This window comes from Shewanella sp. QJM3NY_23 (assembly GCF_056173105.1).
Genome location: NZ_CM149657.1, coordinates 3,403,144 through 3,419,097, shown reverse-complemented (window position 1 = coordinate 3,419,097; position 15,954 = coordinate 3,403,144). Strand labels below are relative to the sequence as shown.

General features: G+C 48.4%; 15 protein-coding genes. 9 read left to right on the top strand and 6 right to left on the bottom strand.

From position 1 onward, the window contains the following. Positions 1-116 precede the first annotated feature (116 nt). Positions 117-368: a DUF2999 family protein gene (locus AC0VXX_RS15140; RefSeq protein ID WP_475514934.1), complete on the bottom strand. Its 252-nt coding sequence runs from the start codon at positions 366-368 to the stop codon at positions 117-119. A 173-nt stretch (positions 369-541) separates the two neighbouring features. On the opposite strand from AC0VXX_RS15140, the gene AC0VXX_RS15135 reads away from it, so the two are divergent. Further along, positions 542-982, top strand: coding sequence for a hypothetical protein (locus AC0VXX_RS15135; protein WP_475514933.1), 441 nt, complete (start codon positions 542-544; stop codon positions 980-982). A gap of 65 nt (positions 983-1,047) precedes the next feature. Here the strand turns inward: AC0VXX_RS15135 and AC0VXX_RS15130 are convergent, their stop codons facing one another. The 4 genes from AC0VXX_RS15130 to serA form a co-directional block, all read right to left on the bottom strand. Continuing rightward, positions 1,048-1,785: a sulfite exporter TauE/SafE family protein gene (locus tag AC0VXX_RS15130; protein WP_475514932.1), complete on the bottom strand. Its 738-nt coding sequence runs from the start codon at positions 1,783-1,785 to the stop codon at positions 1,048-1,050. A 149-nt stretch (positions 1,786-1,934) separates the two neighbouring features. Next, on the bottom strand, positions 1,935-2,702 hold the full coding sequence (locus tag AC0VXX_RS15125) for a substrate-binding periplasmic protein (RefSeq protein WP_475514931.1): 768 nt from the start codon (positions 2,700-2,702) through the stop codon (positions 1,935-1,937). A 354-nt stretch (positions 2,703-3,056) separates the two neighbouring features. After that, positions 3,057-4,025, bottom strand: coding sequence for a tRNA-modifying protein YgfZ (gene ygfZ, locus AC0VXX_RS15120; RefSeq protein ID WP_475514930.1), 969 nt, complete (start codon positions 4,023-4,025; stop codon positions 3,057-3,059). A gap of 152 nt (positions 4,026-4,177) precedes the next feature. Continuing rightward, complete coding sequence (gene serA / locus AC0VXX_RS15115; protein ID WP_475514929.1) at positions 4,178-5,407, bottom strand: phosphoglycerate dehydrogenase; 1,230 nt, start codon at positions 5,405-5,407, stop codon at positions 4,178-4,180. A 165-nt stretch (positions 5,408-5,572) separates the two neighbouring features. Here serA and AC0VXX_RS15110 point away from each other — a divergent pair, with 165 nt between their 5' ends. The 6 genes from AC0VXX_RS15110 (at position 5,573) to AC0VXX_RS15085 (ending at position 10,773) form a co-directional block, all read left to right on the top strand. Beyond that, positions 5,573-6,181: a DUF2238 domain-containing protein gene (locus AC0VXX_RS15110; RefSeq protein ID WP_475514928.1), complete on the top strand. Its 609-nt coding sequence runs from the start codon at positions 5,573-5,575 to the stop codon at positions 6,179-6,181. A 332-nt stretch (positions 6,182-6,513) separates the two neighbouring features. Further along, positions 6,514-7,176, top strand: coding sequence for a helix-turn-helix transcriptional regulator (locus AC0VXX_RS15105; protein ID WP_475514927.1), 663 nt, complete (start codon positions 6,514-6,516; stop codon positions 7,174-7,176). Between the two features lie 428 nt (positions 7,177-7,604). After that, complete coding sequence (locus AC0VXX_RS15100) at positions 7,605-8,831, top strand: NupC/NupG family nucleoside CNT transporter (RefSeq protein ID WP_475514926.1); 1,227 nt, start codon at positions 7,605-7,607, stop codon at positions 8,829-8,831. 54 nt (positions 8,832-8,885) lie between these two features. After that, on the top strand, positions 8,886-9,596 hold the full coding sequence (gene deoD / locus AC0VXX_RS15095) for a purine-nucleoside phosphorylase (protein ID WP_475514925.1): 711 nt from the start codon (positions 8,886-8,888) through the stop codon (positions 9,594-9,596). 232 nt (positions 9,597-9,828) lie between these two features. Further along, on the top strand, positions 9,829-10,266 hold the full coding sequence (locus tag AC0VXX_RS15090) for a PaaI family thioesterase (RefSeq protein ID WP_475514924.1): 438 nt from the start codon (positions 9,829-9,831) through the stop codon (positions 10,264-10,266). Between the two features lie 255 nt (positions 10,267-10,521). Next, positions 10,522-10,773: a YgjV family protein gene (locus AC0VXX_RS15085; RefSeq protein ID WP_110457116.1), complete on the top strand. Its 252-nt coding sequence runs from the start codon at positions 10,522-10,524 to the stop codon at positions 10,771-10,773. A 136-nt stretch (positions 10,774-10,909) separates the two neighbouring features. On the opposite strand, the gene AC0VXX_RS15080 is transcribed toward AC0VXX_RS15085, so the two are convergent. Continuing rightward, the gene (locus AC0VXX_RS15080) at positions 10,910-11,464 is read right to left on the bottom strand and encodes a TMEM165/GDT1 family protein (RefSeq protein ID WP_475514923.1); all 555 of its coding nucleotides are present in this window, start codon (positions 11,462-11,464) and stop codon (positions 10,910-10,912) included. A 661-nt stretch (positions 11,465-12,125) separates the two neighbouring features. Here AC0VXX_RS15080 and AC0VXX_RS15075 point away from each other — a divergent pair. Beyond that, the gene (locus tag AC0VXX_RS15075) at positions 12,126-13,328 is read left to right on the top strand and encodes an aromatic amino acid transport family protein (protein ID WP_475514922.1); all 1,203 of its coding nucleotides are present in this window, start codon (positions 12,126-12,128) and stop codon (positions 13,326-13,328) included. Between the two features lie 249 nt (positions 13,329-13,577). Then, positions 13,578-15,734, top strand: coding sequence for a S46 family peptidase (locus tag AC0VXX_RS15070; protein WP_475514921.1), 2,157 nt, complete (start codon positions 13,578-13,580; stop codon positions 15,732-15,734). The last annotated feature ends 220 nt before the right edge of the window (positions 15,735-15,954 follow it).

Sequence of the window (15,954 nt, the reverse complement as noted above, 5' to 3'; positions counted from 1 at the left end):
GTTAGTGTCAGTGAGGTTTCACTGGCACAGCTCAAAAAAGGCTGCCTAAATAGGCAGCCTTTTTGTTTCATCATCGCTGGCGTTTAAGCTGAGTGTTAAGCGCAACCGATAATGGCTTATTTTTGTAGCTGAGCTTTGGCCGCTTCGACTTTAGCAAAGTCGAGCCCTAGCTCGTCTACGGCTTCTTTGATCAAGGCGGGATTTTGCATCACCAACGCCATTAGCTGTTGGAGCTTTTCGGGGGCGATACCTAGCTGACCAATGGTGCCCATCGCCATGAGTGGGTTTTCGGTCAAGGTCTGAAACAGCTCATTGATCTTTTCGTCACTAACATTGTGTTCTTTTAAAATGGCAATAATTGGGTTCATCTTGATGCCTTTGTGTAAGTGTAAAAATAAATAGGCGCTAATTTTATCACATATCGGCAGGCTGAGTAGAATAGGGCGAATGAACCCAAGGCTTAGGTTGCAATGCTGCGGCGTCGATTCTATGCTGGCTGTGGGGTGATGTTTTCAATCTGTAGCATGAGTAAGGTGTAACCATGTCTGAGCAATTTATCTGTTGGCGATGCAAGCAGCCGTTAACGGCGGTGATTTTACCTATGTCGCGGCGTGAAGAGTGTTTGGCGTGTCATGCCGATCAGCACGTGTGTAAGATGTGTGTGTTCTTTGGCGATGCGGGCCGGGGCGACTGCAATGAAGTGCGCGCTGAGTGGATATCGGATCGCGAGCGGGCCAATTTTTGCGATTATTTTAAGCCGATAACGGCCAGCGCCGCTGAGCGAAGTGCAGCCCAGAGTGATAGTGATAACGCCAAGGCGCGGGCGCAGGCACAACTGGATGCGCTGTTAAATGATGAGTTGACCATCCCCACTAAGTCAGAAGATCGCCCTAAAGAGCAACTTAAAGATAAGCCTGAAGATAAGCCCATGAGCGCCGTTGAGCTTGCCGAGCAGCAACTGCGGGATCTATTGGGCGATTAACCTCTGCGTTAATGCGTGGGTTGGGCCGTTAACTTGCTTATGCTGATGTTCACCGTGGGTTAACCCTACAAGGTGCTCCACAGCAGGCGCACACCGACCAACACCATCAAGGTTAAAATGATCTGTTTAAATAGGTGTTCACTGATCTTGTCTTGCAGGCGTAATCCCAATCTCACCCCCAGCCAAGCAACAGGGGCTAGTAGCATTGACACCCATAAATTGGCAACGTTGATCTGCCCAAGCAGGCTATAAGGGATTAATTTGACCCCATTGACCACGGCAAAAAACATCACCGCAGTGGCGAGGTATTGGCTTTTCACTAAACGCTGCGGCAGCAGGTAGGCATTTAACGGTGGCCCGCCAGCGTGGGCGACAAAACTGGTAAAGCCGGCGATGGTGCCACAGACTCGGCCAATAAAGGCAGACGGTTTATGCTCAAAACGGCCGCTGAGCAGCAAGCCATACACCCCAAATCCCAGCGATATTGCCCCTAAAATGCCGCGCAGGTATTGCTCGTTTAAATGATCAAACAGCAGATACCCTATTGCAATGCCGACAATGGCCGCTGGCAGTAAAATGGACAGTTGGCGGGCATTGTGTTTACCCCACCATGAACGAACGCTCAAAATATCCATATAAATTAACAGTGGCAGCATCACCGCCGTGGCGGCTAGGGGGCTGACAACCAAAGCCATTAAGGGCACCGTCAGTCCGCCTGCACCGCCGGCAAAACCCGACTTCGAGATGCCGGTCATTAATACGGCGGGTATCGCAACGAGCCAAAATAATGGGTCTGTTAACACGTTCGCTCCTTGATATGCCATCGGCCGTCTATAGTGCCATTGAATGAAGCTTTCACAACGGATTTTTTACTCTGGCGTCAATTGAGTCATTGGCTTGAGAGCGAGCATTGAATGGCGCATCTAATGGGCGATGCGAGGTGCTGATGGGGTTAGCGCGCTGGGGCAGTTATGATATAGCTATCGATGATCCGCTGGTACTGGTCTTCTTGTTTGAGTTGACGCAGCTGCTCAGTAAATTGCAATTGAATCACCAGCGGTACTCTGTCCTTAGCGAAGGCAAGATAGGTTGGCACCACTTCTACCGGCACTGGCAGTATTTTAATCTGTTGCTGCAATCCCAGCATATTGAGCTCATACAATATCGACAGCCGCGGCCCGATAATAATATCGATACGATTGTGGGCGAGTTTTAAGATATTTTGCCGCTGATCCGACACCATTTCTATCTTCTCAATCGCGCCACTGCGCAGTGCTTGTTGCCAGCGGTTGCCGTAGTGTGCGGCGCGCAGTGCGCCAAAACGGTAATGAGTGAGGCTGCTGAGATCGCCATTAAACTCAATGTCGGCATCATGCCTCACAAATAAACTCGTCACATCGTCGATAAGGCTTTCGCCACTAAAGGTCAGCAGGGTTTGTCGTTGTGGTGTGCTGACGATAGAAAAAATGGCATCGACTTTTTGCTGCTCGACCATTTTCATGGCGCGCGCAAAGGGGTAGAGCTGGGTGTCGGTGGTGATCCCCATGCGGGCAAAGACTGTGTTAACTATGTCGGTAGAGATCCCTTTAACCACACCGTCCTCTTGGTATTCAAGCGGCGGCATACTCAAGGTGACTAACGACAGTGGCACATCGGCAGAGACTGATGCTGTCCATAAGCTAAGCGCTGCGGCAAAGGCCTTAATGACACTGATACGCATGGTGCACAGATTTCTCCTGAAATTGGCTTAATGAACGTGACTAGTGTGCTGCACTATACAATGCTATGTGGCAGCGGATTGTAGTAGAGGATCTGCTATAACGCCTATCTTTATGCGCTGATTGTGATTGAACTAGCACTTATCTAGCACTGATATCGAGTTTTATGCTGTTGGTGATTATTTAAGCGAAGCAAGGTGACAAGTTTACCAAGCTGCGACGACAGCATGACCGCCATGCAGTGAAGTGGTGGCGCAAGATATGGCTGGCACAGAGACATTAAAAAAGGCGCTGAATGCGCCTTTTTGATGTTGCTCCCCAGTGAGTCGGCCAAGGTGGTAGCCGAACAATAAGGCCTATTCGGCTTCTTCCAGTGAATAGGGTAGGGCTTGCAAGGTCAGTTGTGAGGCTTCATCGCCTGCGATACGTAACTTGGCATCGAGCTGGGTATCGTTAGCCAATACCGCCGTCATTAGCACCTCTTGGCCGCGTTGAACCCACTCGATAATGGTTCCGGCGCGGCGATAAAGCGCATCTTCAAGGGCGATTTCAAGCTGGCTGTCGGCCGTTAATGGGCTTGATACCGTGCCGCTGACAATATATAAGGCGCGCTTATTACCGCCACGGTACTTCATGCGGGCAATGGTTTCTTGCCCCATGTAGCAGCCTTTATTAAAGCTGATGCCGTCGATGGCCTGCAGATTACACATTTGCGGCACAAATTGCCCTTGATGTGCGGCGCCAAGGTTGGGGTAACCCGCGGCGATTTCGAGCGCTTGCCATGCACTGGCATCATACACGGCTTGTGGCAACTGGCTTAGCAATGTGTCGGCTGCGCTCTGCTTTAGTACGATAATATGACGGCCAGCATCATGTAAAATCACGCCATTATCGATAGGGGTCAGTTCGCTATTTAACGCGCCAAATTGCTGGCTTAACCAGTCAGTGGCTTGCTCGCCGCTCACGCCAAGCAGTAACCAGTCTGCACTAGCATCACTCAGCTCTGCCTTGCTAAATACCGCATATTTTTGCAGTTGCGGCAGATCCATCGCCAAGGTGTCGCGAGGCATCATCATGATCAAGGCATCAGCCATGGCGAAGGTTCTGAAGCTGGCCAGCATCTTACCTTTTGGGTCGCAGTGAGCTCCCCAGCGCCATTGTTCAGCGCCCAGCGAGCTAATATCTGTGGTGACTTGGCCGTGGATAAAGCTGCGGCCTTGCTCACCCGTAACGGCAATTAAGCCTAGGTGGGTAAGGTGCGAAAAGAACAGCTCTGGGGATTGTCCGTTTAAAGGCCAGGTTGGCTGAGAAGTTGACACTGTCATGAGATAGTCCAAGAAATAAACGAATAAGAGCCACGATTGTACCGTTAATCATCGTTGGCGCAAAGGTGGTTAAGCGAAACTTACAGCAAACAATAAAGCCCCATGATGTTGATCATAGGGCTTTATTCATTTAAGTGCGTTACTCAAGGCTATCAGTGCAGTAAGCGTGCTCTGATGGTGCCTTCAATCGCCTTCATCTCTTCGAGTGCTTCGTCGGCTTGATCTGAATTCACTTCCATTACCACGTAACCAATTTCAGCCGTGGTTTGCAGGTACTGGGCGGCGATGTTGATGCCTTTTTCTGCAAACGCTTGGTTAATCTTGATCAAGATACCGGGACGGTTATGGTGAATGTGCAACAGACGGGATGCATCTTTGTGCTGGGCCAGCGACACTTCAGGGAAGTTAACTGCGGTCATGGTTGAACCGTTATCAGAGTACTTGGCCAGTTTGCCAGCCACTTCGATGCCGATATTCTCTTGCGCTTCTTGGGTACTACCGCCAACGTGTGGGGTTAGCAACACATTGTCTAAACCGCGTAATGGGCTGATAAACTCATCATCATTCGATTTAGGTTCAACCGGGAACACGTCGATAGCCGCTCCCGCAAGGCGCTCGCTACGAATTGCTTGAGCTAGGGCATCAATATCGACAACAGTACCGCGCGAAGCGTTGATCAATATGCTGCCTTGGCGCATACAAGCAAGCTCTGCTTCGGCGATCATATCTTTGGTCTGTGGGGTTTCTGGTACATGCAAGCTCACCACATCGGCTAGGGCCAATAGCTGCTCAAGCGAGTGGATTTGCTGCGCATTACCCAGTGGCAATTTATCTTCGATGTCGAAGAACACGACGCGCATACCTAAGGTCTCTGCCAAAATGCCCAGCTGAGTACCAATGTGGCCGTAGCCGATAACGCCTAAGGTTTTACCGCGGGCTTCATAGCTGCCAGCGGCGCTTTTGAGCCAACCACCACGGTGGGCGATAGCATTACGCTGTGGGATACCACGTAATAGCATGATGATCTCACCCAATACCAACTCTGCGACGCTGCGCGTGTTAGAGAAAGGCGCGTTAAAAACCGGGATCCCCAGTTTTTCGGCCGTGGCGAGATCAACCTGATTGGTTCCGATACAGAAGCAACCAATGCTAACTAATTTATCAGCGTGCTTAAGTACGGTTTCAGTCAGTTGGGTACGGGAGCGAATACCGACGAAATGAGCATCTTTAATCGAGGCTAATAGCTCCTCTTCTCCTAGTGATGCCTTATGGTATTCAATGTTGCTGTAGCCGGCGCGTTTGAACACATCTACCGCAGATTGATGGACGCCTTCCAACAGCAGGATCTTAATTTTATCCTTGTCTAGCGAGTGTTTCGCCATGATTTGGGTACCCTCTTTATCGGTTGTTGCTATATATTGGTCATTATTTGGTTGTTGACAGCTAAAGCCCTCTCAAAATAGCACTATTTTTAGTCAGTGTGGAGGGCTAGATGGCTAAAGTCATTATTTTGATATTAAAACAATATCATCTAAGGAGTTCCAATTTTGAATAAAAGTATTATCTGGCTCATCATTTTTTTCGCTGTCTTCATCTGGTCGGCGATTGAGCCCAAAGATACCTTTACCTGGTTTTTGGAAGTGTTGCCAGCACTGATCGCGCTGCCCGTATTGTATTTTACGCGCAAGCGCTTCCCATTAACATCATTGGCTTACAGTTTGATTCTGATCCATGCGGTCATTTTAATGGTGGGCGGCCATTACACTTATGCCGAAGTTCCGCTGTTTGATTGGGTCGCCGAGGTGATGGGCAGTGATCGTAATAATTATGACAAAGTCGGCCATTTCGCCCAAGGGTTTATTCCAGCATTGTTGGCCAGAGAAGTGCTGCTGCGTAATGAAGTATTAAAGCCCGGGGCTTGGTGTGGCTTTTTAGTCTGCTGCTTTGCCTTAGCCTTGTCGGCATTTTATGAGCTTATCGAATGGTGGGTGGCGGTCTTGTCTGGTGAAAATGCCGAGGCGTTTTTGGGCACCCAAGGTTATGTGTGGGATACCCAGTCGGATATGGCGATGGCGCTGCTGGGGGCAATTGTCAGTGTGTTGTTGTTATCACCTTGGCATAATCGTCTGCTGCAACAGTTTAAACCCACTCGCTAAGCTGTTTGATATTTCAGGTGAACGATAAACTTAACAGGCTAAGACTGAACCCTAGTGTTGGCCTCAGTCGTTAGTCGTGGTGGTTTTAGCGCATCTGATTTAAGTCGGCCACTAAGGTTATCTATGCCATTAATGTGCCGAAGCTAGCGCTATGTATTGATTGCCTTTGCTTTGATTTTAGTTTGTTGGTATTTTATTTTTTTGCTTAATTTTCTGGAGCCTATGAATACGTTACCTGTGTGGCTGTCTGGGTTAATGGAGATGTTGTAATTACTCAGGAATGTTTACTCGATATCAATCGAGTTGGCGAAATCTAAATCAAGGAGGATTTGATGGATAAAATTGACGAGCTAGTATTTTTACATCAATTATCGAGTCCATGTGAGCTAGGAATATGGGCGCAGTCACTCGGATTAAGGGTGCGGATTGTACATCAGGTCGATGAGCTTGAGCCCGATCCACAACGCAATAGTTTCTATTTTATTGGTCAACAAGGCGCCGCTGTCGATAAGGATGGTATGCCGCTGATTGTGCCTCACTTACTGCCTTATGTGCCGCTGGCATTGTATCTGGTCGATCGCCATGCTATCGACGCCGAAGTGGCATTATTGCAAGGTGTGCAAGGGTTATTGTTTAGCGATGATCGCCAAGATCTGCAACTCATAGGTCTACATGAAATGCTCCGCCATGAACTTTGGTACGACAGAACCTTGCTATCGAAAGTGCTGCGCCGCTTTATCAATCCCCAACAAAATCCGCAATCTTTAGATCAAGAAACGGTTAGCGCACTGCAAAAGCTAACGGGTCGTGAACGCACGATCATCGAATTGGTCTCCAGTGGCGCCCGCAATAAAGAGATCGCCGCCCACCTGTTTATCAGTGAACACACAGTGAAAGCGCATATCTCGTCGATTTTTCGTAAGACCCAGTCGCGCAACCGCGTCGAATTACTGCGTTGGTCACAGGCGAATGCCGCCTATTTTGAGTGTTGTTGACTAACGGCAAGGGGCTTTCTTTTATGCATGGTGAGTGGCTGTTGCTCACTCTTTATGCCGCAATTCACAACTCTATTACCGCGAGTATGGTCTGAAAAACGCTAAAATTACGTAATTAATTTACCAAATAGGAATATTTAGATCGTTATTTTGCCTTTTATAGACGGTTTTTACTTGTCACGAGAAGGCGCTATTGATGGTGTAATTGTTCTTTTTTGGGTTTCATTTGTTGTGTTAAGGTTTGTTTGTGGTTATTTTGGTTTTAATCTTGTTTTAAGTTTGGTGTTTAAAAGTCGCTTTTTACCTGACCTTTGGTTACCTATCCCGCCTATTTCCAATAATGTTTTTTTCTATGATGCAGGGTGCTTGTCACGCTGAGATTGCTCGATACACTGCTACCACATAATAAAATTATTGGTAAAAAATGTATGGAAGTTTTCATCAGTTTGTTGGGGATGCTCGCCTTAATGGGCTTAGCGGTATTATTTTCTGAACGCCGCAGCGCCATTAACCCGCGCACCGTTCTAGGCGCGCTGGCGTTCCAAGTCGCATTTGGCGCGTTTGTAATGTATGCCCCTATAGGTCAAAGCATGCTCGATAGCGCCTCAAACGGCGTAATGCATGTGATCAACTATGGTAATGAAGGCTTAACCTTTGTGTTTGGCGATCTGGCCAAATTCAGCGTGGGCTTTATCTTCTTTATCAATGTGCTGTGTATTGTGGTGTTTATCAGTTCGTTGATTGCCGTGCTGTACTACTTAGGTGTGATGCAGTTGGTGATTGGCCTAATTGGTGGTGCCCTGTCTAAGTTATTGGGTAGCAGCCGCGCCGAATCACTATCGGCCACCGCGAATATTTTTGTTGGTCCCATTGAAGCGCCTTCGATGGTGCGTCCATTTGTGAAGCACATGACTCGCTCTGAGTTGTTTGCTGTGATGACAGGTGGCCTAGCTTCGGTTGCTGGCGGCACCATGATTGGTTATATCCAGATGGGTGTCGATGTTAAATATGTACTGACCGCTGCCTTTATGACCGCGCCAGCTGGCCTATTGTTTGCCAAGTTGATGTGGCCAGAAACAGAAACGCCGATCAACGACATCAAAAAAGTGATGGACGAGCAGGAAGATAAGCCTGCAAACGTACTCGATGCTGCAGCCAGTGGCGCAGCAATGGGGATGCAACAGGTACTCAACGTGGCTGCCTTATTAATGGCCTTCGTTGGGTTAATTGCGCTACTTAATGGTTTGATTGGTGGCATGGGGAGCTGGTTTGGTTATGGCGACCTTACCATGCAAGCCATCTTGGGCTATTTGTTATCGCCTTTAGCTTGGATCATGGGTGTGCCTTGGAGCGAGGCGATCCAAGCGGCATCATTTATCGGCCAAAAAATGGTGATCAATGAGTTTGTTGCCTATATCGACTTCCTTAAAGTGGCCGATGATCTGTCGGTTAAAACCCAAATTATTATCAGCTTTGCCCTATGTGGCTTTGCTAACATTGGTTCGCTGGCTATGGTGATAGGTGGCTTGGCTGCCTTATGCCCTGAACGTCGTCACGACATCAGCGCCATGGGCATGAAGGCGCTTATCGCCGCGGCATTAGCTAATTTGATGAGCGGCACCATTGCCGGTCTACTATACAGCCTAGCGGGCTAATGATTCAGAGTGCTTGTCGCTGCGCGGCAGGCCATTTATTGATTGGAGAGACAAATGACCCCACATATTAACGCGCCAACAGGTGCATTTGCGAAAACCGTGTTAATGCCTGGTGACCCGCTACGTGCTAAATACATTGCCGAGAACTTTCTCGAAAATCCTAAGCTTGTGACTGATGTGCGCAACATGTTGGGTTATACCGGCGAGTATCAAGGCAAGCCAATTTCAGTGATGGGCTCAGGCATGGGCATTCCTTCTATCTCTATCTATGCCAAAGAGTTGATCACCGAATATGGCGTCGAAAACATCATTCGCATCGGCTCTTGTGGCGCGATTAGTGACAAGATTAAGCTGATGGATGTGGTTATCGCGATGGGCGCTAGCACAGATTCTGCAGTCAATCGTAGCCGTTTTGCCAATACAGATTTTGCCATGATTGCCGATTTCAACTTGTTGAGCCTTGCCGTCGATGCCGCGAAACAACAAGGCGCTAACTATCATGTCGGCAACTTGTATTCGTCGGATCTGTTTTATAGCAGCGACGAGTCGCGTTACGACTTGATGGAGAAATATGGCATCTTAGGTGTCGAGATGGAAGCGGCTGGTCTATACGGCGTTGCGACCGAATATGGCGCTAAAGCACTGGCGATGATGACAGTGACTGACCATATTCGCCAAGGGTTGCACCTGACTGCTGAAGAGCGTCAAGAAACCCTTAATGAGATGATTAAGCTGACACTAGAAGCGGTTAGTCACTTAGACTAAGTCGCGACTGACATCAGCTAAGCACTTAAGCTTATCAAACATAAAAAGGCCTTGTGACAAGGCCTTTTTTTGTGCCCAGATATTACTGGCTTGCAGATAATGTTGATGACTCAATAGGCCAAAGTATTTGAGATATCCGCAGTTTTTACATGATAAGCCGCTCGGTTAGCGGTTTAAACTTTAGCAATGACGCAGTAGACTAGCGTTTATTATCATTGAAATGGAATATCAGATGAGCATTTGGTTTAGACCCATTACCCTAGAAGATTGCGCCAAATTAGATGCTGGCATGCATGGCAAAGGCACCTTGATGCAGACCATGGGCATTAGCATTACAGAGATAGGCGATGACTACATGACAGCCACCATGGCTGCGACCCCCGCAATTCATAACCCATTGGGGATAGTGCATGGCGGGGCTAATGTTGCCTTAGCCGAAACTGTCGCCAGTTATGCGGCGAACTTTGCGGTCGATTTTGAGCAGTATTACTGCGTCGGGCAAGAGATCAACGCCAACCATCTTAAGGCGTCTCGTAACGGCGTACTTACCGCCACCGCTAAGCCTGTGCACTTAGGCAAACGCAGTTCGGTGTGGGAAATTCTGATTCATAACAGCGCCGGTGAACTCTGCTGTATTTCACGCATGACAGCGGCGGTCGTTAAGCGTTAACTTGAGCGCTTAATTTGCGCTCGGTAACCTAGATCAGGTAGCGTTGTCTGGAAGCGTTAGGCGTGCTCTGAGATATCAAACCCACTCGCCAAATTGCAGGTATGATTGTGGCTGGTATAACGGGCAGCACTAAAGGAGGTTAAGTCTAAGTCAGCATTGGGATAAATCACTGCATCGAGTCTTGGCGCCTTGCTATCGCTTTGCGCTTATGGTGTCCATAATAAGGATATTCACTGTTACCTCAATGGAGCGTGTATGGATAATGCAACGATATGGGAATGGGTTGGCTACTTAGCCTCTGTTGTGGTCGCCATTTCACTGATGATGGCGAATATTAAAAAGCTACGCTGGTGGAATTTAATTGGCGCCGCCTTGTTTGTCGCCTACGGTGTGGCGATTGAAGCTTATCCCGTCGCCTTAGTGAACTTCTTTATTGTGCTGATTGACGCTTATTATTTGGTTAAGCTCTATCGTAAGCCACCAAGCGTTACCCCAAATACCCAGTGATTGAGCTGGTTACCTTAGCAGCCCGTATGGATGTGCAGTACTTTGCTTAATCCCGCGCTAGGCTGATAAGGCCTACTCAGTAAAAAAGCCAGTGGCATATGCCACTGGCTTTTTTATTATTTTGTTGGCTCACCGCTTAAAATAGCAGAGTGGCCAATCCTAGTAGGGCAAAGAGTGCGGCGCAGCCACGATGGATCCAGACCATAGGCAGCTTGTCGGCGCTAAAGTGGCCGGCAATCACCACTGGCACATTGGCTAGCATCATCCCGAGTGTGGTGCCGACAACCACCAAGGCGAGGGCGTCATATTTAGCCGACAGTACTATGGTGGCTATCTGAGTTTTATCACCCATCTCGGCTAAGAAAAACAGCACAAAGGTGGCAATAAAGGGACCCATCTTATAGAAGCGGCTCTCTTCGGCGTCGACTTTATCGGGCACTAATACCCACAGCGCGATGGCAAAAAAGGAGCCTGCGACAATATAGCGCGCAAGATCTGGGCTGATCCAGTTGATGGCCCATTGGCCCAGCCACGCAGCAGCAAAGTGATTGGCAAGGGTCGCGAGTAAGATGCCTAAAATGATGGCGGTTTTATTTCTAAAGCGGGCGGCTAGGATTAATGCTAGCAGTTGAGTTTTATCACCAATTTCAGCAATTGCCACGGTGAAGGTTGACGCAAGTAGAGCTTCCATGAGGGTTCCTTAGGGGGCAAAAAATCCAAGCACAGTCCGCCGCCCCCTAAATTTGAGCGGTAACCGTGCTTAGGTCTTGCCGGGTAATACGCTAGCCAATATTGGCTATGCCTATTACTGTGAGCACCATGGCATAAGGCCAAGTATGTTGATACTCACCCATGACTCATTATATAAGCCACGTTAGCTACTCCCCTAAAGCAGTGGCGGCAGATTATACGGATCTAGGTTTATTAGGCAAGTCAGGCGGGCCGTTTTTTTGCAAAAAGCTGTATAGTTGTAATGGTGCTGTATTACGCTTGTTTAGTGGATATTGCCGGGGTGTATAAACTTGCTTTTGTTGCTGAAGTTGGCTTGTGCGCTGCGTTCGGCTCTGATAAGGTCGCTAGCAGTCATATTAAAATTGTAAAGGTAGTGATGAAAAAAGCCTATCGATATTTTTACCGATTTATACCGCCTCAGCGGCTTAGTTAAATAGATATTGGTAAAAATGATCATGTTAGCTAAGTTGTTGGGGCCCAACCATATCGCAGTAAGGTGCAGATGCACTAGACGATGGGGAGGCTTACAGTGGGTGCTACATGTTGCTAAAAATCCTCTTTCAATTGTCGTTCAAATCTGACCTTCCAACTCTTATAAAAATTAAAAACAGGACAATCTTGTGAATTCAAAAATGCTTGGTTCTATAGCCATTGTTGCAGGGACGGCAATCGGTGGGGGAATGTTGGCTTTGCCTCTGGCGACGGCGGCGTTAGGTAGCGTGGCTGCCATGGCTTTATTGGTGGTGATTTGGGGCGTATCGGCTTATACATCGCTGTTGATGTTAGAAATTAATCTTCGCTCTGGGGTGGGTGACAATGTGCATGCCATCACAGGTAAAACCTTAGGTAAAGTGGGTCAACTTGTTCAAGGGGGCTCATTTTTAAGCCTGCTTTATGCGTTGACCATGGTCTATTTGCTCGGTGGCTCCTCCTTATTAGTCTCTAAGCTCGATGGTTTGTTCGGCGTACAGCTCGACTCACACACTGCGATTATGCTGTTTACCCTGTTTTTTGGTGGTCTGATTGCGGTGGGGATCGCCTGGATCGATAAGATCTCGCGGGTACTTTTTTCTGCCATGGTGCTGTTATTAGTGCTGGTGGTGTTGTTTTTGTTGCCCGATGTGTCGTTGTCGAGCATGGCGGCAACAGCCGTTATTGAAGGCGTCGAGCAGGGCAGTTTTTCTGGTTACTTAATGGCGGCGGTGCCTGTGGTGTTTACCTCGTTTGGTTTCCACGTCTGTATTGCCACTTTAGTGGGTTACCTTGATGGCGACAGCGTTAAACTGCGTAAGGTATTGTTGATTGGCTCAACCATTCCACTGGCCTGCTATATATTTTGGCTGACGGTTACCTTAGGTACCGTGGGTGGCGATAGAATTAGTGGGTTTGATGGCTCGTTACCTCAGCTGATCAATGCGCTGCAAGCCTTGGCGCAATCATCGATTGTCAGCCAAAGCATCGCCTTCTTTGCCGACTTGGCGCTGATCACCTCGTTCCTTGGGGTCACCATGAGCCTGTTTGATTTTATTGCCGAGTTAACTCGGGCCAAAAGCAATGCGAGTGGCCGCTTACAGACTTGGTTATTAACTTTTATTCCGCCTTTGTTGTGTGCGATCTTCTACCCCGACGGCTTCGTCAAAGTACTGGGCTTTGCGGCTATCCCATTGGTGATGATGATCATTATTTTACCCATCTTGATGGCCATGCGTCAGCGTAAGCTAGCATTGGGAGGTTACCAAGTGATGGGCGGTACGCCAGCCTTATATGTGGCGGGCGCGCTAGGGGTGATGATCATTGCTTCGCAATTATGGGTGACCTTGTAGCATCACTTTAAGGCGGCATAACTTAACTCATGGTAAATGAGTCTTAGACGCCGCCCAAGTGGGTTATTTTTAAGGGTGTTATACGACCTATTTAGCGACACACCTCGTTACTTTTTTAGTCATTTTCTAAGCTATTTGTATACTAGCCATTTGTGATAAAGTCGGGTAATTGCCCGACTTTTTTATTGTCTGGGTATTGCTCAACAATTGAATCACTCGATATCTATAACGATAAAATGGACTTAAAAAATGAAAAAACTATTAATGACAGTGGCGTTTGCCGCTGCCTTTGGCGCGCAAGCCGATGAGGGCATGTGGCAGCCACATCAGCTGCCCGCGATGGCGGATGAGTTAAAAGCCAAAGGGCTTGAGATTGATGCCAAATCAATCTCTAAACTGACCGAATTTCCGATGAATGCCGTGATAAGTCTTGGTGGTTGTACGGCGTCATTTGTGTCTCCTAAAGGGCTGGTGGTGACGAACCATCACTGTGCCTATGGCTCGATTCAGTACAACTCTACTCCTGAGAACAACCTCCTCGAAGATGGCTTTTTAGCCAAAACCTTTGCCGATGAATTACCTGCAACACCTGGCTCACGCATCTATGTTACTGAAGCCGTGACCGATGTGACTGACAAGGTTAAAGCGGGCTTGGCGGATAAAGAGGGTAACGACTTCTATCAAGGGATTGAAGCCAAAGAAAAAGCCTTAGTGGCCGAGTGTGAGGCCGAAGGGGGCTATCGCTGTCAGGTATACAGTTTTCATGGCGGGCTAGAATATTACCTGGTTAAGCAACTGGAGATCCGCGACGTACGCTTAGTCTATAACCCAGCGGCAAGCGTGGGTAAGTATGGCGGCGATATCGACAACTGGATGTGGCCACGTCATACGGGTGATTTCTCTTTCTACCGTGGTTATGTGGCTAAAGATGGCAAGCCAGCCGATTTTAGCCAAGACAACGTGCCTTACGAGCCAAAGAGCTTCTTGAAAGTGTCGGCCAAAGGCGTCAGTGACGGTGATTTTGTGATGGTGGCCGGTTATCCGGGTCGTACCAATCGCTACCGCACCGCCAACGAAGTCCAAAATCAGTTTGAATGGGCATACCCAGAAGGCAAAATGCTGCGTGAGCGCTTTATCGAGATCATCAAAGAGACTGCGCCAGAGGGCAGCGATGAGCGCATCAAGTATGAAAGCCTGATTGCAGGATTGGCCAACTACGCGAAAAACTTCACCTCAATGATCGAGTTTTACGGTAAGTCGACCATGCTGGCCGATCGCCAAGTCGGTGAGGCCGAACTCGGGAAGTGGATTGCACAAGATAGCGAGCGTCAGGCCAAATACGGTAAGACCCTTGCCGAGCTAGACAGCCTGATCGCCCAAAGCCAAGAGCACCAAGCGCGTAACATCATCTTGGGTTACTTAGGTTACACCACTATGTTGCCCACCGCGCGCCAACTCTATCGCCTAGCCAATGAGAAGCAGCTTGACGATATGGCACGTGAGCCAGGTTACCAAGAGCGTGATATGACCCGCTTTAAGTCAGGCATGGAGCGTATCGACAGACGTTACGCTGCCAGTGTCGATAAAGCCGTGGTATTTGACCTGCTTAAACGTTACGCCGCGTTGCCAGAGAGTGAGCATATTGCCGCACTCGATAAAGCCTTTGGTATCGATAAAAACTTTGATGCCGCCAAGCTCAGCAAGACGTTAGACAAGATGTACGCCAACACGCAACTGGACGACCAAGCCACGCGTTTGGCCTGGATGGACAAATCGGTAAGCGACTTTAAAGCCTCCAACGATCCCTTTATTCAGTTTGCGGTGGCTATGTATGACACCGACATGGCTGAAGAGCAAAAATCGAAGCAGCTGGCTGGTAAGCTTATGAAGGTGCGCCCACAATATATGGACGCCATCATCGCTTATAACAAGCAGTTAGGTAAGCCAGTTTACGCCGATGCCAACTCAAGCTTGCGTGTTACCGTGGGCCATGTGAAGGGCTATTCACCACAAGATGGTTTACAGGCGGTGCCTTTTACTCGTCTCGAAGGGATCTTAGCTAAAGACACTGGCGTGTCGCCATTTGACGCCCCTAAAAAGCAGTTAGAGCTGATTAAGCAAAAGCAGTATGGTGATTTCTATATGAAGTCTATCGACTCAGTGCCGGTTAACTTCCTTTCGACCTTAGACACCACTGGCGGCAACTCTGGCTCGCCAACCTTAAATGGCCGCGCCGAGCTTGTGGGTCTGCTGTTTGACGGTGTGTATGAGAGCATCATTGGTGACTGGGGCTACGATCCTGACACCAACCGTTCTATCCAAGTCGATAGCCGTTATATGCTGTGGGTCATGAAATACTTAGATAATGCCGATAACCTGCTAGAAGAGATGGAAATTGTGCATTAATTACCGGCGATTAACCCAGCGCGATTAATACGCCACGCCACCGAAAAAGGGGCTTAAGTCATCACTTAAGCCCCTTTTTTTGCCTAGTTGATGTCGATAAGGGGTAATGGGGCCGTTGTAAAACCGCCTTTTAGCAACGTATGTAATAGGCAATAGGGTTGATAAAGTAAGGGCAGGCAAGCCTAACGAGGAGTAAAAATATTTTTGACAAACACTATTT

Coding starts and splice junctions, on each gene's coding strand:
- AC0VXX_RS15140 (WP_475514934.1), bottom strand. CDS start 368: ATGAACCCAATTATTGCCATTTTAAAAGAACACAATGTTAGTGACGAA.
- AC0VXX_RS15125 (WP_475514931.1), bottom strand. CDS start 2,702: ATGCGTATCAGTGTCATTAAGGCCTTTGCCGCAGCGCTTAGCTTATGG.
- serA (WP_475514929.1), bottom strand. CDS start 5,407: ATGGCGAAACACTCGCTAGACAAGGATAAAATTAAGATCCTGCTGTTG.
- AC0VXX_RS15090 (WP_475514924.1), top strand. CDS start 9,829: ATGAGCATTTGGTTTAGACCCATTACCCTAGAAGATTGCGCCAAATTA.
- AC0VXX_RS15080 (WP_475514923.1), bottom strand. CDS start 11,464: ATGGAAGCTCTACTTGCGTCAACCTTCACCGTGGCAATTGCTGAAATT.
- deoD (WP_475514925.1), top strand. CDS start 8,886: ATGACCCCACATATTAACGCGCCAACAGGTGCATTTGCGAAAACCGTG.
- AC0VXX_RS15070 (WP_475514921.1), top strand. CDS start 13,578: ATGAAAAAACTATTAATGACAGTGGCGTTTGCCGCTGCCTTTGGCGCG.
- AC0VXX_RS15105 (WP_475514927.1), top strand. CDS start 6,514: ATGGATAAAATTGACGAGCTAGTATTTTTACATCAATTATCGAGTCCA.
- AC0VXX_RS15100 (WP_475514926.1), top strand. CDS start 7,605: ATGGAAGTTTTCATCAGTTTGTTGGGGATGCTCGCCTTAATGGGCTTA.
- ygfZ (WP_475514930.1), bottom strand. CDS start 4,025: ATGACAGTGTCAACTTCTCAGCCAACCTGGCCTTTAAACGGACAATCC.
- AC0VXX_RS15085 (WP_110457116.1), top strand. CDS start 10,522: ATGGATAATGCAACGATATGGGAATGGGTTGGCTACTTAGCCTCTGTT.
- AC0VXX_RS15135 (WP_475514933.1), top strand. CDS start 542: ATGTCTGAGCAATTTATCTGTTGGCGATGCAAGCAGCCGTTAACGGCG.